At 34.9% G+C, this 19,654-nt stretch carries 15 protein-coding genes; 7 read left to right on the top strand and 8 right to left on the bottom strand.

Annotation, left to right across the window (positions count from 1 at the left end; all coding sequences use genetic code 11):
• Positions 1-8: 8 nt before the first annotated feature.
• The 6 genes from CF599_RS10845 to CF599_RS10820 all read right to left on the bottom strand — a co-directional run bounded on the left by CF599_RS10845 (position 9) and on the right by CF599_RS10820 (position 6,706).
• Positions 9-788 carry a formylglycine-generating enzyme family protein gene (locus CF599_RS10845; RefSeq protein WP_121966052.1) on the bottom strand — a complete coding sequence of 260 codons (780 nt, stop codon included), beginning with the start codon at positions 786-788 and terminating at the stop codon, positions 9-11.
• A 1-nt stretch (position 789) separates the two neighbouring features.
• Positions 790-2,256, bottom strand: coding sequence for a copper-containing nitrite reductase (gene nirK / locus CF599_RS10840; protein WP_173835544.1), 1,467 nt, complete (start codon positions 2,254-2,256; stop codon positions 790-792).
• Positions 2,257-2,646: 390 nt separating this feature from the next.
• Positions 2,647-3,222, bottom strand: a complete 576-nt coding sequence (locus CF599_RS10835) for an RNA polymerase sigma factor (protein WP_121966050.1) — start codon at positions 3,220-3,222, stop codon at positions 2,647-2,649.
• Positions 3,219-4,325: a glycosyltransferase gene (locus CF599_RS10830; protein WP_121966049.1), complete on the bottom strand. Its 1,107-nt coding sequence runs from the start codon at positions 4,323-4,325 to the stop codon at positions 3,219-3,221. Before CF599_RS10830 ends, CF599_RS10835 begins: the two co-directional genes overlap by 4 nt.
• A 252-nt stretch (positions 4,326-4,577) precedes the next feature.
• Complete coding sequence (gene murB, locus CF599_RS10825) at positions 4,578-5,591, bottom strand: UDP-N-acetylmuramate dehydrogenase (protein WP_121966048.1); 1,014 nt, start codon at positions 5,589-5,591, stop codon at positions 4,578-4,580.
• A gap of 20 nt (positions 5,592-5,611) precedes the next feature.
• Positions 5,612-6,706, bottom strand: coding sequence for a DNA replication/repair protein RecF (locus tag CF599_RS10820; RefSeq protein ID WP_121966047.1), 1,095 nt, complete (start codon positions 6,704-6,706; stop codon positions 5,612-5,614).
• A gap of 135 nt (positions 6,707-6,841) precedes the next feature.
• Between CF599_RS10820 and CF599_RS10815 the strand changes: the two genes are divergently transcribed.
• The 6 genes from CF599_RS10815 to CF599_RS10790 all read left to right on the top strand — a co-directional run bounded on the left by CF599_RS10815 (position 6,842) and on the right by CF599_RS10790 (position 14,690).
• Positions 6,842-7,627, top strand: a complete 786-nt coding sequence (locus CF599_RS10815; protein WP_121966046.1) for a tetratricopeptide repeat protein — start codon at positions 6,842-6,844, stop codon at positions 7,625-7,627.
• A gap of 2 nt (positions 7,628-7,629) precedes the next feature.
• Entirely contained in the window at positions 7,630-8,121 is a 492-nt protein-coding gene (gene ribH / locus CF599_RS10810) for a 6,7-dimethyl-8-ribityllumazine synthase (protein ID WP_121966045.1), read from the top strand.
• A gap of 1,558 nt (positions 8,122-9,679) precedes the next feature.
• Positions 9,680-12,043 carry a DNA mismatch repair endonuclease MutL gene (mutL, locus tag CF599_RS10805; RefSeq protein WP_121966044.1) on the top strand — a complete coding sequence of 788 codons (2,364 nt, stop codon included), beginning with the start codon at positions 9,680-9,682 and terminating at the stop codon, positions 12,041-12,043.
• Complete coding sequence (locus tag CF599_RS10800; RefSeq protein ID WP_121966043.1) at positions 12,043-12,792, top strand: rhomboid family intramembrane serine protease; 750 nt, start codon at positions 12,043-12,045, stop codon at positions 12,790-12,792. Before mutL ends, CF599_RS10800 begins: the two co-directional genes overlap by 1 nt.
• Complete coding sequence (locus CF599_RS10795; RefSeq protein WP_121966042.1) at positions 12,792-13,646, top strand: rhomboid family intramembrane serine protease; 855 nt, start codon at positions 12,792-12,794, stop codon at positions 13,644-13,646. Before CF599_RS10800 ends, CF599_RS10795 begins: the two co-directional genes overlap by 1 nt.
• Positions 13,647-13,649: 3 nt before the next feature.
• Entirely contained in the window at positions 13,650-14,690 is a 1,041-nt protein-coding gene (locus CF599_RS10790; RefSeq protein WP_121966041.1) for an endonuclease/exonuclease/phosphatase family protein, read from the top strand.
• Between the two features lie 56 nt (positions 14,691-14,746).
• On the opposite strand, the gene murF is transcribed toward CF599_RS10790, so the two are convergent.
• Entirely contained in the window at positions 14,747-16,048 is a 1,302-nt protein-coding gene (gene murF, locus CF599_RS10785) for a UDP-N-acetylmuramoyl-tripeptide--D-alanyl-D-alanine ligase (protein ID WP_121966040.1), read from the bottom strand.
• A gap of 67 nt (positions 16,049-16,115) precedes the next feature.
• Positions 16,116-17,636 (bottom strand): gliding motility lipoprotein GldJ, encoded by a 1,521-nt coding sequence (gene gldJ, locus CF599_RS10780; protein WP_121966039.1) that lies wholly within the window; start codon positions 17,634-17,636, stop codon positions 16,116-16,118.
• A 693-nt stretch (positions 17,637-18,329) separates the two neighbouring features.
• On the opposite strand from gldJ, the gene porV reads away from it, so the two are divergent.
• On the top strand, positions 18,330-19,469 hold the full coding sequence (gene porV, locus CF599_RS10775; RefSeq protein WP_121966069.1) for a type IX secretion system outer membrane channel protein PorV: 1,140 nt from the start codon (positions 18,330-18,332) through the stop codon (positions 19,467-19,469).
• Positions 19,470-19,654 lie beyond the last annotated feature (185 nt).

Here is a 19,654-nt window from a genome sequence, read left to right as displayed (position 1 = left end):
TGTTCCTATTATAAGTTTTTTGCACATCTAAATCCTAAGTTCTTTGTCGTAAAGTTAGCTCTAAGACTACCTCTGAATCCATATCTCATAAATGCAGCATAGTCCATTAGATCAGATGCATTAATAGATGCACTACCACAGAATAGGTTTTCGTCATTTCCTTTATCCTTGCGGCTTTCACCTGATAAGAAAATAGAGTTATAGTCCGCTACCCATTCCCATATTAATCCGTGCATATCATACACCCCCCAATAGTTTTTAAATGTACTACCAACAGAGTTTACATAAGTTTTAGGAGTTTCGTACCAAGCTAATATATACTTGTTATACGCCTCTTTTTCGCGGGCATCCATATTCTTAGCATCTGCCATGGCTACATATTCCCATTCATCCATAGTAGGCAACCTTCTGTCTTGTAGCTCACAGTATTTCTTAGCTGCAAACCATGACACATTAGTTACAGGTGCATTCGGTTTAAGATCTCCATAATCTAAGTCACTAGCCCAATGTGCTAAGTAGCTTTTATTAGCAAAAAGAGCTTTAATTTGCGAACGTTGATAAGTAGGGTTTTTCTTCAGAAATTCTACATACTGCTCATTTGTCACAGCGTATTGATCTAATTTAAAGGAAGCTACTTTAGCATTACCTTCTTCTGTACTACCATAAAGTGGAACAAAAGTTCCACCTTTAATAGTAACCATCGGTGTGGCTTTCTGAGCATACGACAAACTAAATGTCAGTACGCTCAGAAGACACACGATGATATTTGATTTATCAAGAAAAAACATTTTATCTATTTTTTTTGACCATTTGAGGAGATACTACAGTTTTATTATTACCCCAACTGTTATACACATAAGTAAGTACATCTGCTATCTCTTGGTCACTTAACCCTTGACTAGTCATAATAGAGTTGTATTTTACGTTGTTTACAGTAATTTCTCCTTGTAGTCCGTTAATAACTGTTTTAATTGCTCTATTAACATCTGCATTTAAGTAATCAGATTTAGCAAGAGGAGGGAAGATCTTATCTATACCCTGTCCTTCAGATTGGTGACAAGCGAAACAAGTTCTTGTGAATACACTTTTACCATCTGCTATTTGCTGTGCTACAGTTTTGTTTTCGATTACTTCTTTTTTAGCAGCTTCTTTAGGCATATTTTGGATAGTTCCACCTTCAGGAAGGTAAACTCCTTCTCTAATCTTACCAGCGAAAACTTTCTCATTTTCTTTTCCTTCTACTTTCAGCATACCTAAAGCACCTTTATTAAATGCTCTAAAGATAGAGTGGTCTACGATAACGAAAGTACCAGGAGTATTTACTTTTAACTCTACAATAGCTGCACCACCTGCAGGGATAAGTGTAGTCTGTACGTTTTCGTTAATTAAGTCACCACCTTCTACGTGTACTCTATCGAATATCTCTCCGATAACGTGGAATGAACTTAGTAAGTTAGGTCCACCATTTCCTACGAATAAACGAATTGTTTCACCTACCTTAGCAGTAATAGCGTTCTCGTTTACTAATCCATTTACGTGTCCATTGAATACCACATAATCAGGTTGTTCTTTTAATGCTTTATTCATGTCAAAAGGTTGTAATCCTTTCTCACCATAGTTTCCTTTGGTATAGAAATCCCCTTGCATAATGTAGTATTCTTTATCTACAGGAGGTAATCCACCTTCAGGTTCTACTAATATTAATCCATACATACCATTAGCGATGTGCATACCTACTGGAGCTGTCGCACAGTGGTAAACATATAGTCCTGGTTGTAGTGTCTTGAATGAGAAAGTTACCTCGTGACCTGGAGCTACTAATGAAGACGCTGCTCCTCCACCTGGGCCTGTCACAGCATGCATATCGATGTTGTGAGGAAGTTTATTATCAGGGTGGTTTTTAAGTGTAAACTCTACTTCATCACCTACACGTGTACGGATAAAACTTCCGGGTACTGTACCACCGAATGTCCAATACATATATTTTACTCCATCCACCATTTCACCTTCTTGTTCTAATATCTCAAGGTTTACTTTTAGCTTAGTTGCATCTCTACTTCCTACAGGTTTTGGCACAAATGGAGGAGAAGTTAATTCTGCTTCTAGATTTCCTTTAGTTACAATCTGCTCAGCCATATCCGCTGTCATCTTAGTTGTCTTATTGTCTTTCTGAGAACAACTACCGATAGTTAGTAAACTTAAAGCCAATGCTAAGACTCCTAGTTTGTTCTTTAATAAATGTGTTTTTGTGTTCATAAGTATGTGCTATGTTAGTTACATTTTGTATATCAAAGATAGAAGACAATAATGTCTTTTATATTGACATTTATCAGTTTTCTTTAACATTTTGAAATTTTTTAAACAAAGCATGTACTATTGTAATATTCGTGTATTATTTAATGAGATTGTGTTTAATGGTTTGTTTATTGAGGTGTTACGTGTGTATTTTTTGCTTTTTTATTTGAAATGATATGGATTGTTTACTCTTAATTGTGGTGTTTTTTAGTTGTAAAAGATCTTTTAATAGTTTTACTACTAAGGTGTTATGGTCAAATAAGGACGTAGAAGTACTACTCTGTATTCAAAAAAGAGGTAAATTAAAGTTTTGAACATATAGAACTATGTCCAAGATGGAGGTGAAGTATTTTAGATAGAGAAGTTTTGGTCTATCTGTTTAAGGACAATCTCAGCGAGCAGTTTCTTTGCACGCATAATCTTAACCTTTACGTTATTAAGGGGTTCGTTAAGCGCCTCTGCTATTTCGTTATATGACATCTCTTGGAAGAAGCGCATATCGATTACTTCCTGGTAATGTGGTTTAAGTAGATTGATATAACTTTTAAAGATCAGTAAGTTCTGCTCTTGTATCAGTTCATCTTCTTTATTCATCGTATCATCTATAATATTGTGATACTGTTGATTTTCTTCATCATTGATATCAAAGAAGGAGATGTTCTTTCTCTTTCTAATCATATCAATATGTACATTTTTAGCAATACTAATCAGCCAAGTATTAAAAGCATAAGTAGGATCATACTTGCTAATACTCGTAAATGCCTTTGAAAAAGTCTCAATAGTAATATCCTCAGCATCTATCTCATTAGCTGTTCTCTTTAGCATAAAGTTATAAACTTCAGACCAATAGTGATTCAATAAGAAAGTAAATGCTATCTGGTCTCCCTTCTGCGCTGCAAGGATATTTTCTTGTACTTGAGTTTTCAAATCTTTTTACGTGTAATGAAATGTTTAGTTGAGTAAAATGTAGTGATAAAAATATGAATTATTTCTAAGAATGGCAGTGTCCAGATCAAATCTTTATCATCAAATACTTTAAATAGTTTATAGTTATAGATATAGAATATCAAATAACGAAATGCAAATAACCCTACAACAATTTCCCAGTTAAATAAGAACGCCATTAGTATCGCAAACAAAGCGAAGAATAACAAATGGCATAGATTAAAGAATCTAATCTTTAACTGTGTGAAGAATGATGAAGCCTTTATGTGTAGATCATACTTGCGTACGTTACCTACCCATGTAGAAGTTTTACTGTCTAGTTGTAAGCTAACGAAACTATCTTGATCATAAGCGATCGCTACATTATTACTAGTACCTATCTGATTAATAAATGCGTATTCGTCTCCATAAGGAGTGTGCATATGATCTATAAAACCGTTTACTTTAAAGAATAGCTCTTTATTATATCCTTGATTATAAGCATTACCATGAAATGGCTTGCCAAAATTAGTCCAAGCAAATAAGTCGATAGTCTTAAAGTTATTCTGAAAGCGAATCAATTGATTGATAAACGATCTTTTCTTCTTTTCTATTTTAGTATGACCTAGTACTATTTTTTTAGAAGTAGAGAATCCTTTAGTGATAGACAGTAGCCAGTCCGCTGTTCTAGGAGTGACAGCAGGTTCAATGAATACGAAGCGTTCGTATTGGGCTACTTTCATCCCCAGTGTTAATGCATACTTTTTATTACCCCAGAAAGCTTCGATATTCGCTACCTTGACTAAGCGTGTATTAGGATGTTTATCACAGAATGCTTCAAGTATTTCTAAACCATCATCATCAGATTCTGTGTGAACAAGTACAATCTCAAAGGTGGGATAGTTCTGCTGGATAAGCAGTGAAAGAAAATTATCTAACTTATCTTGTTGCTCTTTTATATATACTATTACAGATACAGGCTCTAAGTCGGTGTATTTCTTCGTAGGCAAACTTGTTGCCATCGCTATAGGTCCATAAATAATAATGTATTGCAGTATCTCAATGACGATAACGGCAATAAAAATGTAAAATAAAAGTGTTAGCATAGTGAGTTTCTAATCGCTTAAAGGTCGCAAATGTACGATTAATCTGTTAAAGCTTTATAAGAGCTTGTTTAAAAAATGTATGTACTACATCGTTTCTATATGTTTTTGGTTATATCTATATTAATTTATTGATAGATAATGGGTATTACCTCTTAATAAATAGTATTGATTCTCTCAAAAACAAGTAATAAATACGCAAACAATGCAATTTTAAACAGGCTCTAATTTTATAGTGATGTTGTAGAAATAGGGTTAAAAGATATTAACCTCTGCGTCTATCTTAATACCAAATAGATTAAACACCTCTCTTTGAATTGTTTCTGATAGTTTTTTGATTTGTATTCCCTCTGCCTTGCCGTAGTTTACTAATACTAATGCCTGCTGAGTATGTACTCCTGCATCACCTAGTCTATATCCTTTAAATCCACTAGTCTCTATTAGCCAACCTGCTGGTATCTTTACCTCATTCTCACTTACGATATAATGTGGCATCGATGGGTATCCATTTTGTAGTCTTAAGAATGTCTCTTTATCTACGATAGGATTTTTAAAGAAACTACCACTGTTCCCGATTTCTTTTGGATTAGGTAGTTTGCTTTCGCGAATCGCTATTACAGCATCACTGATGTCTTTAATCGTAGGAGAAGTAATATTATTAGCCTCTAACTCTCCTTTAATAGCACCATATTCTATCTTTAAAGAGTGATTTTCTTTAGTTAATCTATATGTAGTTGAAATAAGGATATACTGATCTTTAAGTTCATTTTTAAAGATACTCTCTCTGTATCCGAACTCACACTGTGCATTAGTAAACTCTACTATCTCTAGCGTTTTTACATTTAGTGCTTTACAGCTATGCATTACATCTTTAATCTCCACTCCGTATGCACCTATATTCTGTATAGGAGTAGTCCCCACATTACCTGGAATTAGAGATAAGTTCTCTACACCTCCATAGTTGTGTTCTATACACCATAGCACGAACTCGTGCCAATTCTCACCAGCTTGAGCCTCTACTAATACATAGTTATCACTGTCCTCTACCACTGAGATACCCTGTAGATCTAGCTTCACGACTATCTTATTGATATCTTGAGTCAACAGCATATTACTTCCACCACCTAAGATGAATAGTTTATCGCTTTTATTCGCTTTTACTATTTCCTTTAGATCGTTGAGGTTTTTGATTTCGATAAAGTATTTAGCCTGTACATCTAGACCGAATGTGTTATATGGCTTAAGCGATACGTTCTCGTGGATATTCATTGTATTGAGAGGGTGTTAGATTATTCTTCGTTTTGTTGAATCTTATATATTTCGTAGTCCTGATTTATACTATTTAATAGACTTTCTGTTCTATCTGCGTGGGTGTCCGAAATGAATAATTGTCCAAAGGTATCTAAATTGACTAACTCTAGAATCTTTCTGACTCTATTTTCATCTAATTTGTCAAAGATATCATCGAACAGTAGGATAGGAGCTACTCCACGTTGTGATTTTAAGAAGTCAAACTGTGCTAGTTTTAAGGCAATCAAGAATGATTTCTGTTGTCCCTGTGAACCAAATTTCTTAATAGGGTGTTCCTTTAATTCGAACGCCAAATCATCCTTGTGCACACCTACTGAAGTGTACTGTAGCATTCGGTCTTTCGCTATATTCTCACTAAAGAGTTCTAGCATAGATTTTCCTTCTAATTGCGTTTCATATTTAAGAGATACATCATCTTTCTTATCTGTAATAAGATCGTGATAATGAGAGAATATTGGGGTAAACTCCTCTATAAAACTCTTTCTCTTCTCATAAATAGGTTGTGCTAATTCTGCTATTTGCTCATTGTACACAGCTAAAGTCTCTCCGTCAAAATATTGGTTTTGCGCAAAACCCTTTAGTAAGGCATTTCGCTGACTGATCAATTTTTGATATTGAATCAATAGCTGTAGATAGTTACTATCCATCTGAGAGATGACACTATCTATAAACTTACGACGTGTCTCACTTCCTTCAGTGATTAGGTCACTGTCAGAAGGAGATATAATTACTAAGGGGATAAATCCGAAGTGATCAGAGAACCTCTCGTAGTTTTTATTATTTCTCTTTAATATTTTTTTCTGCCCTTTTTTAAGGCTACACACGATGTGCTCATCCTTCTCATCTCTAACAAAAGTCCCGTCTATAACAAAGAAATCCTCCTCGTGTTTGATGTTTTGCACCGCTACAGGGTTGAAGTAACTCTTGCCATACGCCATATAATATATAGCATCAAGGATGTTCGTTTTACCCACGCCGTTTAGCCCGATAAAACAGTTTATTTTTTGGTTAAAAGTGAATGAATTGTCACTAATATTCTTGAAATTTAATATGTTTAATTTTTTTAAATACACGTTGTTATCAGTTATTTTAACGTTTTAGAGAGTGCTTTGTGAAATTTCGGTGCAAATTATCAAAAATATAGATAGAAAGCACTTTTATATTACAATAAAAATCCTATTTTTGCGACTCATTAAACTTTTGACTAAATGGCAACTTATAATAAAAGAGGTTATAAAGCCCCTAAACCGGAACAAGAAGAGGTAGATACTGAGTTTGATCAATATAATAATATTGATGCATCTAATAGTAAAACAGCTGAGGTATTCAATTCATTAGACCAAGGTGCTAACAAGATGGAGAGCTGGGTAGTGCGTAATCAAAAGATTATTTTTGGTTTAGTAGGTGCTGTAGCGATTGCAACTTTAGGATATGTTGGTTATGACAAATTTATTGTTGAACCAAAGAATGGTGATGCTGCAAACGAAATGTTTCAAGCACAGAGCTATTATAATGAGGCTTTAATGAATGTAGCTGCTAAGGATTCTCTTTTTAATCTAGCACTTAATGGTGGAGAAGGAAAACTAGGTTTCTTAGGAATTATAGAGAACTACAGCGGGACTCAATCAGCTAATTTAGCTCATTACTATGCAGGTACTGCATACTTAAATATGAACAAATTTGAAGATGCTATTAAAGAACTTGAGAAATTCAAAAGTAATGATGCTGTATTAGCACCATTAGCTTTAGGAGCTATAGGGGATGCATTCTCGGAATTAGGTCAACATAAAGAAGCATTAGAGTATTACCAAAAAGCTGCTGCAAAGCAAAAAAGTGACTTCACTACTCCTAGATTTTTATATAAAGCGGGATTAATGGCGTTAGAATTAGAGAATAAAGAGGAAGCTCTTAAGAACTTTAGTGAAATCAAAAATAACTATCAAGGTTCTGCAGAATACAGAAATGTAGATGCAATGATAGGATTAGCACAGTAATTATGGCAACAGCAAATAAGAACTTATCTGAATACGACAAATCTAAACTTCCTAACGGAAAAGACTTTAGAGTAGGTATCGTAGTATCAGAATGGAACGACCAAATCACTAATGGACTGTACTCTGGTGCAGAAGCGGCATTAATAGACTGTGGTCTATTAGCTGAGAACGTAGTGAGATGGAATGTGCCAGGTAGCTTTGAGCTTATCTTCGGTGCGAAGAAAATGATAGAAGCGGACGAAACTTTAGATGCTGTGATCGTAGTAGGTTGCGTAATCAAGGGTGAGACTATGCACTTCGACTTCGTATGTGAAGGTGTTACTCAAGGTATCAAAGATCTTAACCTAATATCTGATATCCCTGTTATCTTCTGTCTATTGACAGATAACCACATCGAGCAGTCTATCGCACGCAGTGGAGGAGAACACGGAAACAAAGGTACTGAAGCAGCTATCGCAGCTTTAAAAATGATCGAATTAAATAGAATGGCGTAACACTACGCTGCTTTAAAATATATAAAGAGGACTTCCTTAAGTGGTAGTCCTCTTTTTTTGTGCGTATTATTTACTAGTATATTATCCCTGAGAATAATCCCTACTTATGATCCTTTCTCATTCTATTTTAGGTTTAATCTCTCTACTACCAATCATTCTATAGAATCTAAAAAACACGAACAGTTTTTTTTGTTTTCTCCTCATTATAGCTCTATTTGGCTTTACAATACCCATTCTATATCTCCCTTTTTTTGTCAAACCACTCCATTATAGCCCTAAATAGCGTAATTCTCAAAAAACAGTATATGTTTTTTTTAAATAGCCAAAACACTTAAATAGCTGTATTTGATATAGTTAGTGTGTTTTTTGTTAATCAGGCCTATTTCTCTTACTGCTCTCAATCCCAATGGGAGTCAGTTATGCTCCTCACTTGCTCGACAGTTGCTCGAGTATTCCCCGTAAATGGTCGCTCTGAGGATTATTAGTCGAGCAATGGTTCTCGTATTGATACGTAATCTACGACTAGCTGAGTATTTGGATTAAGTAGAGGGAGGATGGAGGGGTATATACGTCAAGTTTGTTATGTGGATATATATGTCACGTCCTGTCGGCATACAACGGTAGGGGCGTAAAACTTTACGCCCACCTAGAACATCTAGATGTTTTCTTAACACCTGTTTTGTGGACATACACGTCACATCCTGTCGACACACAACGGTAGGGATGATTACATACATCCACCTAAAACATCTTATGATGTTTTAATACATGGTGTAATGTGGTTACTGTGTGGAGTCTTATGTGGGATTCTTCCTTCGTCAGAATAACATACATTGCGGTTACTGTGCGGTTGTATATTGTGGACATACACGTCACATCCTGTCGACACACAACGGTAGGGATGATTACATACATCCACCTAAAACATCTTATGATGTTTTGCTACGTGTTGTAATGTGGTTACTGTGTGGAGTCTTATGTGGGATTCTTCCTTCGTCAGAATAACATACATTGCGGTTACTGTGCGGTTGTATATTGTGGATGTGTATCACGTCCTGTCGGCACACAATATTGGCGTAGGGGCGTAACACTTTACGCCCACCTAAAACATCTTATGATGTTTTGATACATGGTGTAATGTGATTACTGTGTGGAGTCTTATGTGGGATGCTTCATTCTTCAGCATGACATACATTGTGGTTACTGTGTGGATGCGACAGAATAAATGTTGTGACTACTGCGTAGGTGTGTATTGTGGTTATTTTGTGTGACACACAAAATATTGTGTCTCTACCTTGTCTATATTGTGGTCATTTTGTGGATGTGTATCACGTCCTGTTGGCACCCAATATTGGCGTAGGGGTGTAACACTTTATGCCCACATAAAACATCTAGATGTTTTCTTTATTGTATCATAAAATCTGTCAGCACTTAATAGACCCAATAATTTAGAAATAAATTACAACTTCGAAATAGTAAAGGAGTTATTAATTCTTTAAATTTGTCGTTTAAGTAGAATTCGTCTAAAGAATTAGATAAAAAATATAGGAGCAAATAGATGTCAGATATTATTCGTTTACTACCGGATCACGTAGCGAATCAGATAGCCGCTGGAGAAGTAGTTCAGAGGCCTGCATCTGTGGTTAAAGAATTGATAGAGAACTCTGTCGATGCTGGAGCTACGGAGATAAAACTGATTCTGAAGGAGGCTGGTAAAACCTTAATACAAGTTATAGATAACGGAAAGGGAATGAGTGATGTAGATGCGCGTATGTCGTTCGAACGACATGCTACATCTAAGATCTCAAAGGCAGAGGATTTGTTTGCACTGAGTACTAAAGGGTTTAGAGGTGAGGCGTTAGCGTCTATCGCTGCGATCGCTCACGTGGAGTTAAAAACACGTAAACACGATACTGAACTAGGTACGCATATCGTGATAGAGGGAACTAAATTAATAAGTCAAGAGGTGGCTGTAACCCCTGCAGGGACGTCATTTTCTGTGAAGAACTTATTCTTTAATATCCCTGCTCGACGCAACTTTTTAAAGTCAGATAACGTAGAACTTCGCAATATTATAGATGAATTCGAGCGAATCGTCTTAGTGCATCACAATATACATTTTTCGTTAATACACAATGGCAGCGAGGTGTTTAACTTATTGCCTAGTAATTCTCGTCAGCGTATCGTCAATGTTTATGGGACGCGTACGAATGAGAAACTTGTGCCTATTAAGGAGAATACAGAGATCGTAGAAGTATTGGGATTCGTAGGGAAACCTGAGTTCGCTAAGAAGAGTAGAGGAGAGCAGTTTTTCTTTGTGAATGACCGCTTTGTGAAGAGTGGTTATCTACACCACGCTATTATGGCGGCGTATGAAGGATTATTAAAAGAAGGGACTCACCCTAGCTATTTCATTTACTTTAATGTACCACCTGATAGTATCGATATAAATATTCACCCTACTAAGACAGAGGTGAAGTTTGACGATGAACAAGCATTATATAGTATTCTACGCTCGATTATTAAGCATAGTCTTGGACAGTTTAACGTAGCGCCAGTATTGGACTTTCAACGTGATGCTAGTTTAGATACACCTTATGATTTTGAGGGAAAAGAAGCGTCTACACCTACGATAGAAGTGGATAGAAACTTTAATCCGTTTCATCGAGAGTTAATTATACAGACTGATAAGTTTGAATATAATCCATTTGATAATAATGCAGCGATGTTTCTTGGGAACACAGATAGTAATATCGAGAATAACCGCTTTATCGATGACTTAGAAAATAAAGATAGTTATGTGACAATGAATCCTTTTGGGGATAAGATCACAAATAACGGAAATGATATAGAGAATACTCGTTTTATCGATGTTCTGGAGAGTAAAGGTAATGTTTCAGAGAATATTTCGTTTGAGGAGACGTTAGAAAGTAAGGGGAATACCTCAGAGAATATTTCGTTTGATGAAGCGTTAGAAAGTAAAGGGAATTCTTCTTCTGATTATATAGAAGGATTTTCTACAAGTGCATCTGATGTAGAGGAAGAAATGTCTTATGGAGATGTGTTAGAGAGCAAAGGAAATGCTATCACTCGTGATGACTATGCAGATGGAATGACTTTAGGGTCAAAAGTGAATAGAAACATAGATGTAATCGAATCTAAGATGAGTAAATCATCTGGAGGAAGTAGCAAATCATCTCCTAGAGGAGCAGTATCTTCTAAGAGTAACATCGAAGGGTGGGAGAATTTGTATGAAGGATTGCGTTCGACAAGTGAAGATTTAGATGTTTCTGGCATAAAATTAGAGAGTGATTTCGTAACTGGTAATCTCTTTGAGAATAAACAAGGAGAGATAACAGGAGTCAAACGCTTTCAGATTAATAGAAAGTATATCGTGAGTCCGATCAAATCAGGGATGGTAATCATCGATCAAGGGAGAGCACATCAGCGTATACTGTATGAGAAGTTTATGGAGAGTATCCAAAACCACACTGCTTCATCTCAACAGTTGTTATTTCCATTGACATTGTATTATTCTCCTTATGAGGTAGAGATACTTAGAGAGTTATATCCGATGTTACAGCAGACAGGATTTGGATTTGAGCATATGACACAAGATTATGTAGTGATCTCGGGACTGCCTGTAAATATATCAGAGAGTGAGGCGTCTATCGTCTTAGAAGACCTAATCAGTGACTTCCAAGATGGCGTGCCAAAAACAGCAATGGGTCAGAGTGACCGCATCGCTAAATCATTAGCACATAGTTTATCTGTCAAGACAGGTACTGTACTAAATGAAGAAGAACAAGAGAATATCGTTAATTCGCTATTCGCTTGTAAAGAACCTAGTGTATCACCATTTATGAAACCTACTTTTATCACAATGAGAGTAGAAGATATAGAAAAAAAATTCGCATTATAATGAGAATAACTGACACCGTAAAGCACCTTATTATTGTTAATGTCATCTTTTTTGTAGCAAGTAATTTTATACCGGCTATGAATCAGTTGTTAGCGATGTATTATTTTGAAAACCCTAGTTTCTATGCATGGCAACCTTTGACGCATATGTTTATGCATGGAGGACTGATGCATATCTTGTTTAATATGTTTGCTTTATTTTCTTTTGGATCTACACTAGAATCTATCTGGGGAGGTAAGAAATTCTTAACATTCTATTTGTTATGTGGTTTTGGAGCAGCGTTATTACATACAGGAGTAAATTACTATAGTGTGCATAGTGCAGTATCAACTTTAGTAGATAATGGGTATACATCTTCTGATGTGATGTCGTTATTGGCAGAAGGGAAATATGATATGAGATGGAATAATGTGTTAGGGGCAGGAGAATTAAATAACTTTTTATCAGCATATAATACACCAGTAGTAGGAGCATCAGGAGCTATCTATGGATTATTAGTAGCATTTGCGTTTATGTTTCCTAATGCGGAGTTGATGATGATGTTCATCCCTGTGCCTGTAAAGGCGAAGTACTTCGTGCCAGGTATATTACTTCTTGATTTATATGGAGGGGTAGTAGGTAGCTTTAGTTTATTCGGTGGTGGAGGAGGTATCGCTCACTTTGCACATATCGGAGGAGCGCTAATGGGGTACCTGTTGATGGTCTATTTTAAAAAGACACAATTTAACCACAATCGTTGGGATAGATAATGAGCAAGATATTAGACGATTTAAAGTATTCGTATAGAGCTGGGGGTATCGCACAGAAGATTATTTATTGGAATGTTGGGATAGGATTAATTGTGCTTGTATTAGATGCTTTTTTTTCAGTGTTTAGTGCACATGTATTATCGTGGTTAGTATTAAATAGCAATCTGTCTATATTAGCTTTTAAACCTTGGACAATACTTACTTATTCATTTATACACGCTGGTGTAATACATCTGCTGTTTAATATGATTATGTTGTTCTTTGTGAATCGATTATTTTCTACGTTCTTTAGTGAGAAACAATTCTTGACATTATATATATTCGGTGCTTTATTAGGAGGAATATTCTTTGTGATAGGGTCTCAGTTTATGACTACAGGAACAGTATTAGTAGGGGCTTCGGCAGCTACGATAGCACCGTTAGTAGGAATGGCAGTACACGCTCCTATGATGCAAGTTAGATTAGCATTAATAGGGAATGTAAAGATGTGGCATATCGCTGTTTTTATCATTGTTCTAGATGTTATCCAATTAAATACAAGTAATGTAGGTGGACACTTAGCTCATCTAGGTGGAGCTGCTATGGGATATCTCTATATAAAATTATTAGAGAAAGGATATGATTTAAGTAGTATATTTGATAAGATAAGTAATCTGTTTAAACGCAGTCAAGGGACTAAGTTTAAGAAGGTTTATGTTAATAAAAATGTTGTGAACAAGGAGAATGAGGTAGGTAATGAAGGAGAAACACGACAAAAGAAAATAGATAGTATATTAGATAAAATCAGTAAATCTGGGTATGAAAGTCTGACGAAAGAAGAGAAGGACTTTTTATTTAGAGCTGGAAAAGAATAGAGTATGAAGAACCTTTCGTGGTTTAATAAAGTAGTATATGGAGCAAATATATTAGTGGCAGTAATGTCATTAGTAGGTTATTTTTTGCCTTTTTTGGCACCTAAACTGTTTCCTTTACTATCTGTCTTTACGTTGATATTACCTTTCTTTTTGATTATTAATTTAGTCTTTCTGTTCTATTGGTTGGTTCAAGTGAAGAAACAAATATGGTTATCTGTATTAATGTTATTAATCGGTGTTACATTCATTAATAAGTTTTACAAGTTTACAGGTAGGGCAGAAGTAGTGGGAGATAATGAGTTCACACTAATGAGTTATAATGTTCGTCTGTTTAATCTTTTTAATTGGATACCAGATGAGGATATTCCTGAGAAGATAAAGGAATTCGTTGATCTACACGATCCAGATGTAGTGTGTTTTCAAGAGTATTCTAAGAATACGAATATCAAGTTTAGTCAATATCCGTATAAGTTTGTTACTTCTCACGGCAACAAGATTAAAACGGGTCAAGCAATCTACTCGAAGTATAGAATATTAGATAAAGGAGAGATTAAACTACCTAGCTCAAATAACAATGTGGTGTTCGCTGATATTTTGAAAGGACAAGATACCATTAGAGTTTATAGTATCCATTTGCAGTCGATAAGTATTAGCCCTGATATACATGAGAGTATCGATGAGGCTAAGTCTAAAATGATCGTTAACCGTATCGCAAAGGCATTTAAAGAACAGCAAGTACAATCTGAGCTGATACAGTCTCATATGAATGATGTCTCTATACCTAAGATTATTTGTGGAGATATGAATAATAGTGCTTACTCTTATGTGTATCGCAATATTAGAGGTGATTTAAATGACGCTTTCGTAGAAGGTGGTGCAGGATTTGGTAAGACGTATGATTTCTCTTATTATCCTATGCGAATAGATTATGTATTCGTAGATCCACGTATACATGTGAAGGCATTTAATACCTACTCGGATTTTAGAAAATCAGATCACTTCCCGCTAATCACTAGATTAGAACTAACGAAGAAGGAAGAGTAGAATTAGATATAAAAAAAGAGCTTAATGATTAAATCGTTAAGCTCTTTTTTGTTAGATTATATTAAATCTAATGCTCTCTCTAGTGCGATGCCTCTAGATCCTTTGATTAGAATTAGTTTGTTCTGAAATACTGTGTTTGATACCTCTTCAATATGTTGTTTGAACAATTCGAAAGTATCGAAGTGATAGATATTTTCGTGTTTATTATTGATAGAAGCCTTAGAAAATTCTTTACCGATAAAGTAAGCAGTTTTATTGTTTACTTCAGCTAATCGAGTTATGATATCTTTATGTTCTTTTAATCCTTCTTTCCCTAGTTCTAACATATCACCTAAGATGAATACTTTATCTCTGTCATCTTTTAAATGATCAAAGTTAGTTAGGACAGCATCCATACTACTAGGGTTAGCATTATATGCATCTAATAGTATCATAGATTCTCCTTTAGTAATCCATTGAGATCTATTGTTCGTAGGGATATAATCTGCTATAGCTTGTTTAATATCTGTAAAATCAACATTAAAGAATTGTCCTATCGTTAGAGCAGCTGCTATGTTAGTTGCATTATAAATACCTGTAAGGTTAGAATTAATAACCTCTCCTTTATAGTAAACAGTAGCATTAGGCTGTGCTTCTAATTTATCGATCACTATATCTGCTGACTCGTCATTACCAAAAGTAAAGCGACTAAAAGTAATGGTCTTAGCATCCTGTCTAGGGTCATCTATATTGACAAAGGCTGTTTTATGGTTATCTTCAAGGTAATCATATAATTCACTTTTAGCCTTGATAACGCCCTCAAAACCTCCGAAGCCATCTAAGTGGGCTTTCCCAAAGTTCGTGATGTATCCAAAGTCAGGATCTGCTAATTCACATAACATTGCTATTTCTTGTTTGTGATTAGCTCCCATTTCTATAATTCCTAAATCTGTATCTTCTGTGATAGATAATAAGGTTAAAGGAACACCGATATGATTGTTTAGATTTCCTTTAGTAGCCGTTATCTTGTACTTTTTGCTAAGTACTGTAGCGATAAGTTCTTTTGAAGTAGTCTTTCCATTACTACCTGTTAGGGCGATAATAGGTAATCCTAATTGCTGTCTATGGTGTTTAGCCAGTTGCTGTAAAGCGCCTAACGCATCTTGTACGTATAACATTTTGGTTGGATCAGTTACCAACTTTTTGTTGTCCATTATTACATAAGCAGCCCCTTTATTTAAGGCGTCTTGAGCAAATTCATTAGCGTCAAAATTGTCTCCTTTTAAAGCAAAAAAAAGAGAGTTAGGAAGTATGTTTCTAGTATCCGTAGACACACCATCACACTGTAAAAAACATTGGTAAAGTTCTGTAATATCCATGGTTCAAAAGTATAAAAAAAAGCCCTAATGAGATTAGGGCTTTTGAAAAAGAATATTCTAAAATATGTTAATTCTTTGTTTTGCGTTTGTCTGATTTAGGACCTACTTTAGTCATTGCTAATCTGAATCCTATGTAATCTGTAGCTTGATCTTCTGGGAAGTATCGTCTAGTAGCAGGATCTAACCAATATGCTCTATCTTTCCAAGAACCACCTTTGATAACACGAGATTTCTCATCATAAAGTGTAGCTTTTCTCAGTGCTTTAGGAGCTTCTCCTTTTATCTTACCACCAAGACCATTCTGAAGATTATCATCAAATACAGAAGGATCTAACATTTCTTGAGCAACTTGTCCAGGTAGATTGCGTATTCTTAATTTACCAGTACTTAGTGTGTCAAATTTAATAGATTCATTAGTAGTGATTTCAATCTTACCATCAGCACCTATTCTGTTTTTGTAGTATACATTTCCTTTATAGAAGTTGAAGTCAGTATCGTTTTGATCAGTATTGGGATCATAAACATCCGCTACCCATTCTGCTACGTTACCAGACATATCATATAGTCCAAAATCATTAGGAGGGTATGATTTTACAGCATTAGTGATGTCTCCATTATCTGTAGACCATCCGGCGATACCTCCGTAGTCACCACGTCCTTGCTTATAGTTAGCATATTTAGTGTTTTGTACGATTGGTCTGCCTTTTTTGCGTTTACCACCTTTATCCCAAGGGTATGTTTTGCGCCCTTTATAATTGTTGTATTCACGATTACCAACTAGACCGATAGCAGCATATTCCCATTCTGCCTCGGTAGGTAGTCTGAATTGAGAAGTAAATAAACCAGAGTTTTGTGTTGCATACAAGTTGCGATCACCTTCTTTTGCTTTATTTCCTTTTCCTTTATAAGCGATATCTCCATTACCACCATATACTGATTCAGGAGAGATTAAATATGTATCTGTGCTGAAGTGTGCGTCAGAGTCTGCATCAAGAATCTTAGCATCTTTCTTTAAATAACCTGCTTTCTCAAGGGCTAATTCGTTTACACGATCAGTTCTCCATTTAGCATAGTCATTTGCTTGTAGCCAAGTTACACCTACTACAGGGTAGTTAGCATAAGCAGGGTGTCTCAAATAGCTAGTGATAAGTGATTCATTGAATCCAGATGGACCTCTCCAAACAGTAGTGTCAGGAATAGCACTTGTATAGATTTCTTGATATAATTCGTTGTTTTGTGGGTAAACAGTACGCAGCCAATATAAGTACTCGTTGTACATTATATTAGTAGTTTCAGATTCATCCATATAAAACGATTGAACATACATTTCTTTTGGATTGTTGTTCCAATCAGAAAGAATATCCTCTTGAACACGTCCCATAGTAAATGTACCACCCTCTACAGGAACCATTCCTTGTGGAGTACGTTGTTCATATTTGGTGTTGTATTGGAAACCACCTTTGCTATCATTGATTTTCCAACCTGTAGCCGTTGAAACGTTACTGTTTGATTTTCCGCAACTCGTTATACTAGCAGCAACTAAAATACCTGCAAGTAATCGAAAGTTTAAAAGCTTTTTAATCTTCATCTCGTTATAAATGGATATAAAATTGTACGCAATTTAATAATTAACGTTTAATTAGCAATGTGAATACTTTCATTTTATTGAAAAAGTATCATTTTTTTTTATTTTTTAATAAGCAATTACCTTTATAACGTCCAAAAGTATTTTGTATTGTTTGGTCAAAAATAATTGTATTCTATAATTCTCTTTTTATTCAATGCAAATGTAAACGGATTTACTCAAATGTATGGCAGATTATTTTAATAAAAAAATAAGAAATAGGACTATTTGTGCGTTTTACATAGTAACTAAGTAATAGGAGCTCTATACGTGTTTAATAAGTCGTTCTGTGCTAATATAAACTTCCTTGTATAAAATGGATGTTTGTAAATATGCTAGATACTATAGGAAAGTTTTTAGAAGAATGAGTGGTGTTATTATTTGCTAAAAATATTTATATAGTATAATTCCAGTTGTATTTTGTTTGATTTGTAGTATGATTATTGAATTGTAGCTATGGATTAAATCATTAGATTTACAATATGTAAGTGGGATGTTATTAAATATATTTATTGTGCTTTTCAGACTAATAGGTATTAGAACTGATCTTAATAAGGTGAATAGTTGTGTTTTGACTATTTGGAAATATTATTAATTCTAATGCTAGTCTTTAGAAATGTTAAAAAGTTTATATTTGTGAATCTTAAAAAAATCAAGATGAAAAAAGTTACAGCCTTATTTCTTACTGTGTTAGCGGGACATAGCATTTATGCTCAGGATATAGTTAGACCTATAACTACAGGAGTTCCGTTCTTAATGATCGCTGGGGACGCTAGGTCTTCAGGTATGGGAGATATGGGAGTAGGTACATCTACAGATGTGTTTTCTCAACAACACAATGCTGCAAAATATGCTTTTGCTACACAATCACAAGGTTTTTCGTTAAATTATAGTCCATATATGTCTAAGGTGAGTAGTGATATGTCATTAGGACAATTAACATACTATAATAAATTTAATGAACGTAGTGCTATTGGTGTAGGATTGCGTTACTTCGGAATGGGAGAGATGGAGTTTAGAGATAGTTATAACGGTCCAGCCTCTGTAAAAAAGCCTAATGAGTTTGCCATTGATGTGTCTTATTCATTGAAATTAAGTGATCGTTTTGGTATGGCTGTTACAGGTCGTTTTATAAATTCAAATCTTAGAATGCCAGAAACGGATGGGTCAAATACAATGGCTAGTCAAGTAGCCGTAGATGTTGCAGGGTTCTATGAATCAGATTTAATTAACTTTTATAGTTTTGATGGTAGATGGAGAGCAGGATTTAATATTCAAAATTTAGGCCCTAAGATTAAGTATGAAGACGAACAATTTGGTTCTTTCTTGCCTACTAATTTAAGATTAGGTGGAAGTTTTGATTTTATCATAGACAGACAGAACACACTGACTGTAGGTGCAGAGGTCAGTAAGTTACTAGTACCAACACCTCCATTAGATAGAACTGACTCAGAGGAAATGATTAAGTATAATGATATGAGTTGGTTTAAAGGTGTGTTTAAATCATTCGGTGATGCACCTGACGGATTAAGTGAGGAGATGAAGGAAATAGCTTGGTCTATAGGAGCAGAGTATTGGTATGATAATAAGTTTGCTTTTAGAACAGGGTATTTTCACGAAAGTCCTGAGAAAGGAGCTAGACAATATGCTACTTTAGGAGCTGGATTTAAATATAGTATGATGACAATAGATCTATCATACTTATTCTCAACATCGAAAATTAACAACCCAATGGAGAATACCTTAAGATTTTCTCTAACATTTGATTTAGGTAGAAAAACTTATTCAAGAGGTTAAACCCCTAATACGTTTTAGTTAAATATTATAAACAATTTTACTTCATAGTTCTTTTATTAGCTCTAAAACCATACAATAGTATGTGTGAATCACTAATTATGATCTATTTTGTATAATTACTTATCGTTTATATGTCTATTGCGTGTATCGGGTTAAAAAAAATAGTATATTTGTATAAGAGTCCA

Source organism: Myroides sp. N17-2 (assembly GCF_002286775.1).
Lineage (GTDB): Bacteria > Bacteroidota > Bacteroidia > Flavobacteriales > Flavobacteriaceae > Flavobacterium.
This window is presented reverse-complemented; position numbering and strand designations above follow the sequence as displayed.

Bases quoted from the DNA above. Each gene is read 5' to 3' on its own strand.
- CF599_RS10845 (WP_121966052.1), bottom strand. From the start codon at position 788: ATGTTTTTTCTTGATAAATCAAATATCATCGTGTGTCTTCTGAGCGTA.
- nirK (WP_173835544.1), bottom strand. From the start codon at position 2,256: ATGAACACAAAAACACATTTATTAAAGAACAAACTAGGAGTCTTAGCA.
- CF599_RS10830 (WP_121966049.1), bottom strand. From the start codon at position 4,325: ATGCTAACACTTTTATTTTACATTTTTATTGCCGTTATCGTCATTGAG.
- murB (WP_121966048.1), bottom strand. From the start codon at position 5,591: ATGAATATCCACGAGAACGTATCGCTTAAGCCATATAACACATTCGGT.
- CF599_RS10815 (WP_121966046.1), top strand. From the start codon at position 6,842: ATGGCAACTTATAATAAAAGAGGTTATAAAGCCCCTAAACCGGAACAA.
- ribH (WP_121966045.1), top strand. From the start codon at position 7,630: ATGGCAACAGCAAATAAGAACTTATCTGAATACGACAAATCTAAACTT.
- mutL (WP_121966044.1), top strand. From the start codon at position 9,680: ATGTCAGATATTATTCGTTTACTACCGGATCACGTAGCGAATCAGATA.
- CF599_RS10800 (WP_121966043.1), top strand. From the start codon at position 12,043: ATGAGAATAACTGACACCGTAAAGCACCTTATTATTGTTAATGTCATC.
- CF599_RS10795 (WP_121966042.1), top strand. From the start codon at position 12,792: ATGAGCAAGATATTAGACGATTTAAAGTATTCGTATAGAGCTGGGGGT.
- CF599_RS10790 (WP_121966041.1), top strand. From the start codon at position 13,650: ATGAAGAACCTTTCGTGGTTTAATAAAGTAGTATATGGAGCAAATATA.
- murF (WP_121966040.1), bottom strand. From the start codon at position 16,048: ATGGATATTACAGAACTTTACCAATGTTTTTTACAGTGTGATGGTGTG.
- gldJ (WP_121966039.1), bottom strand. From the start codon at position 17,636: ATGAAGATTAAAAAGCTTTTAAACTTTCGATTACTTGCAGGTATTTTA.
- porV (WP_121966069.1), top strand. From the start codon at position 18,330: ATGAAAAAAGTTACAGCCTTATTTCTTACTGTGTTAGCGGGACATAGC.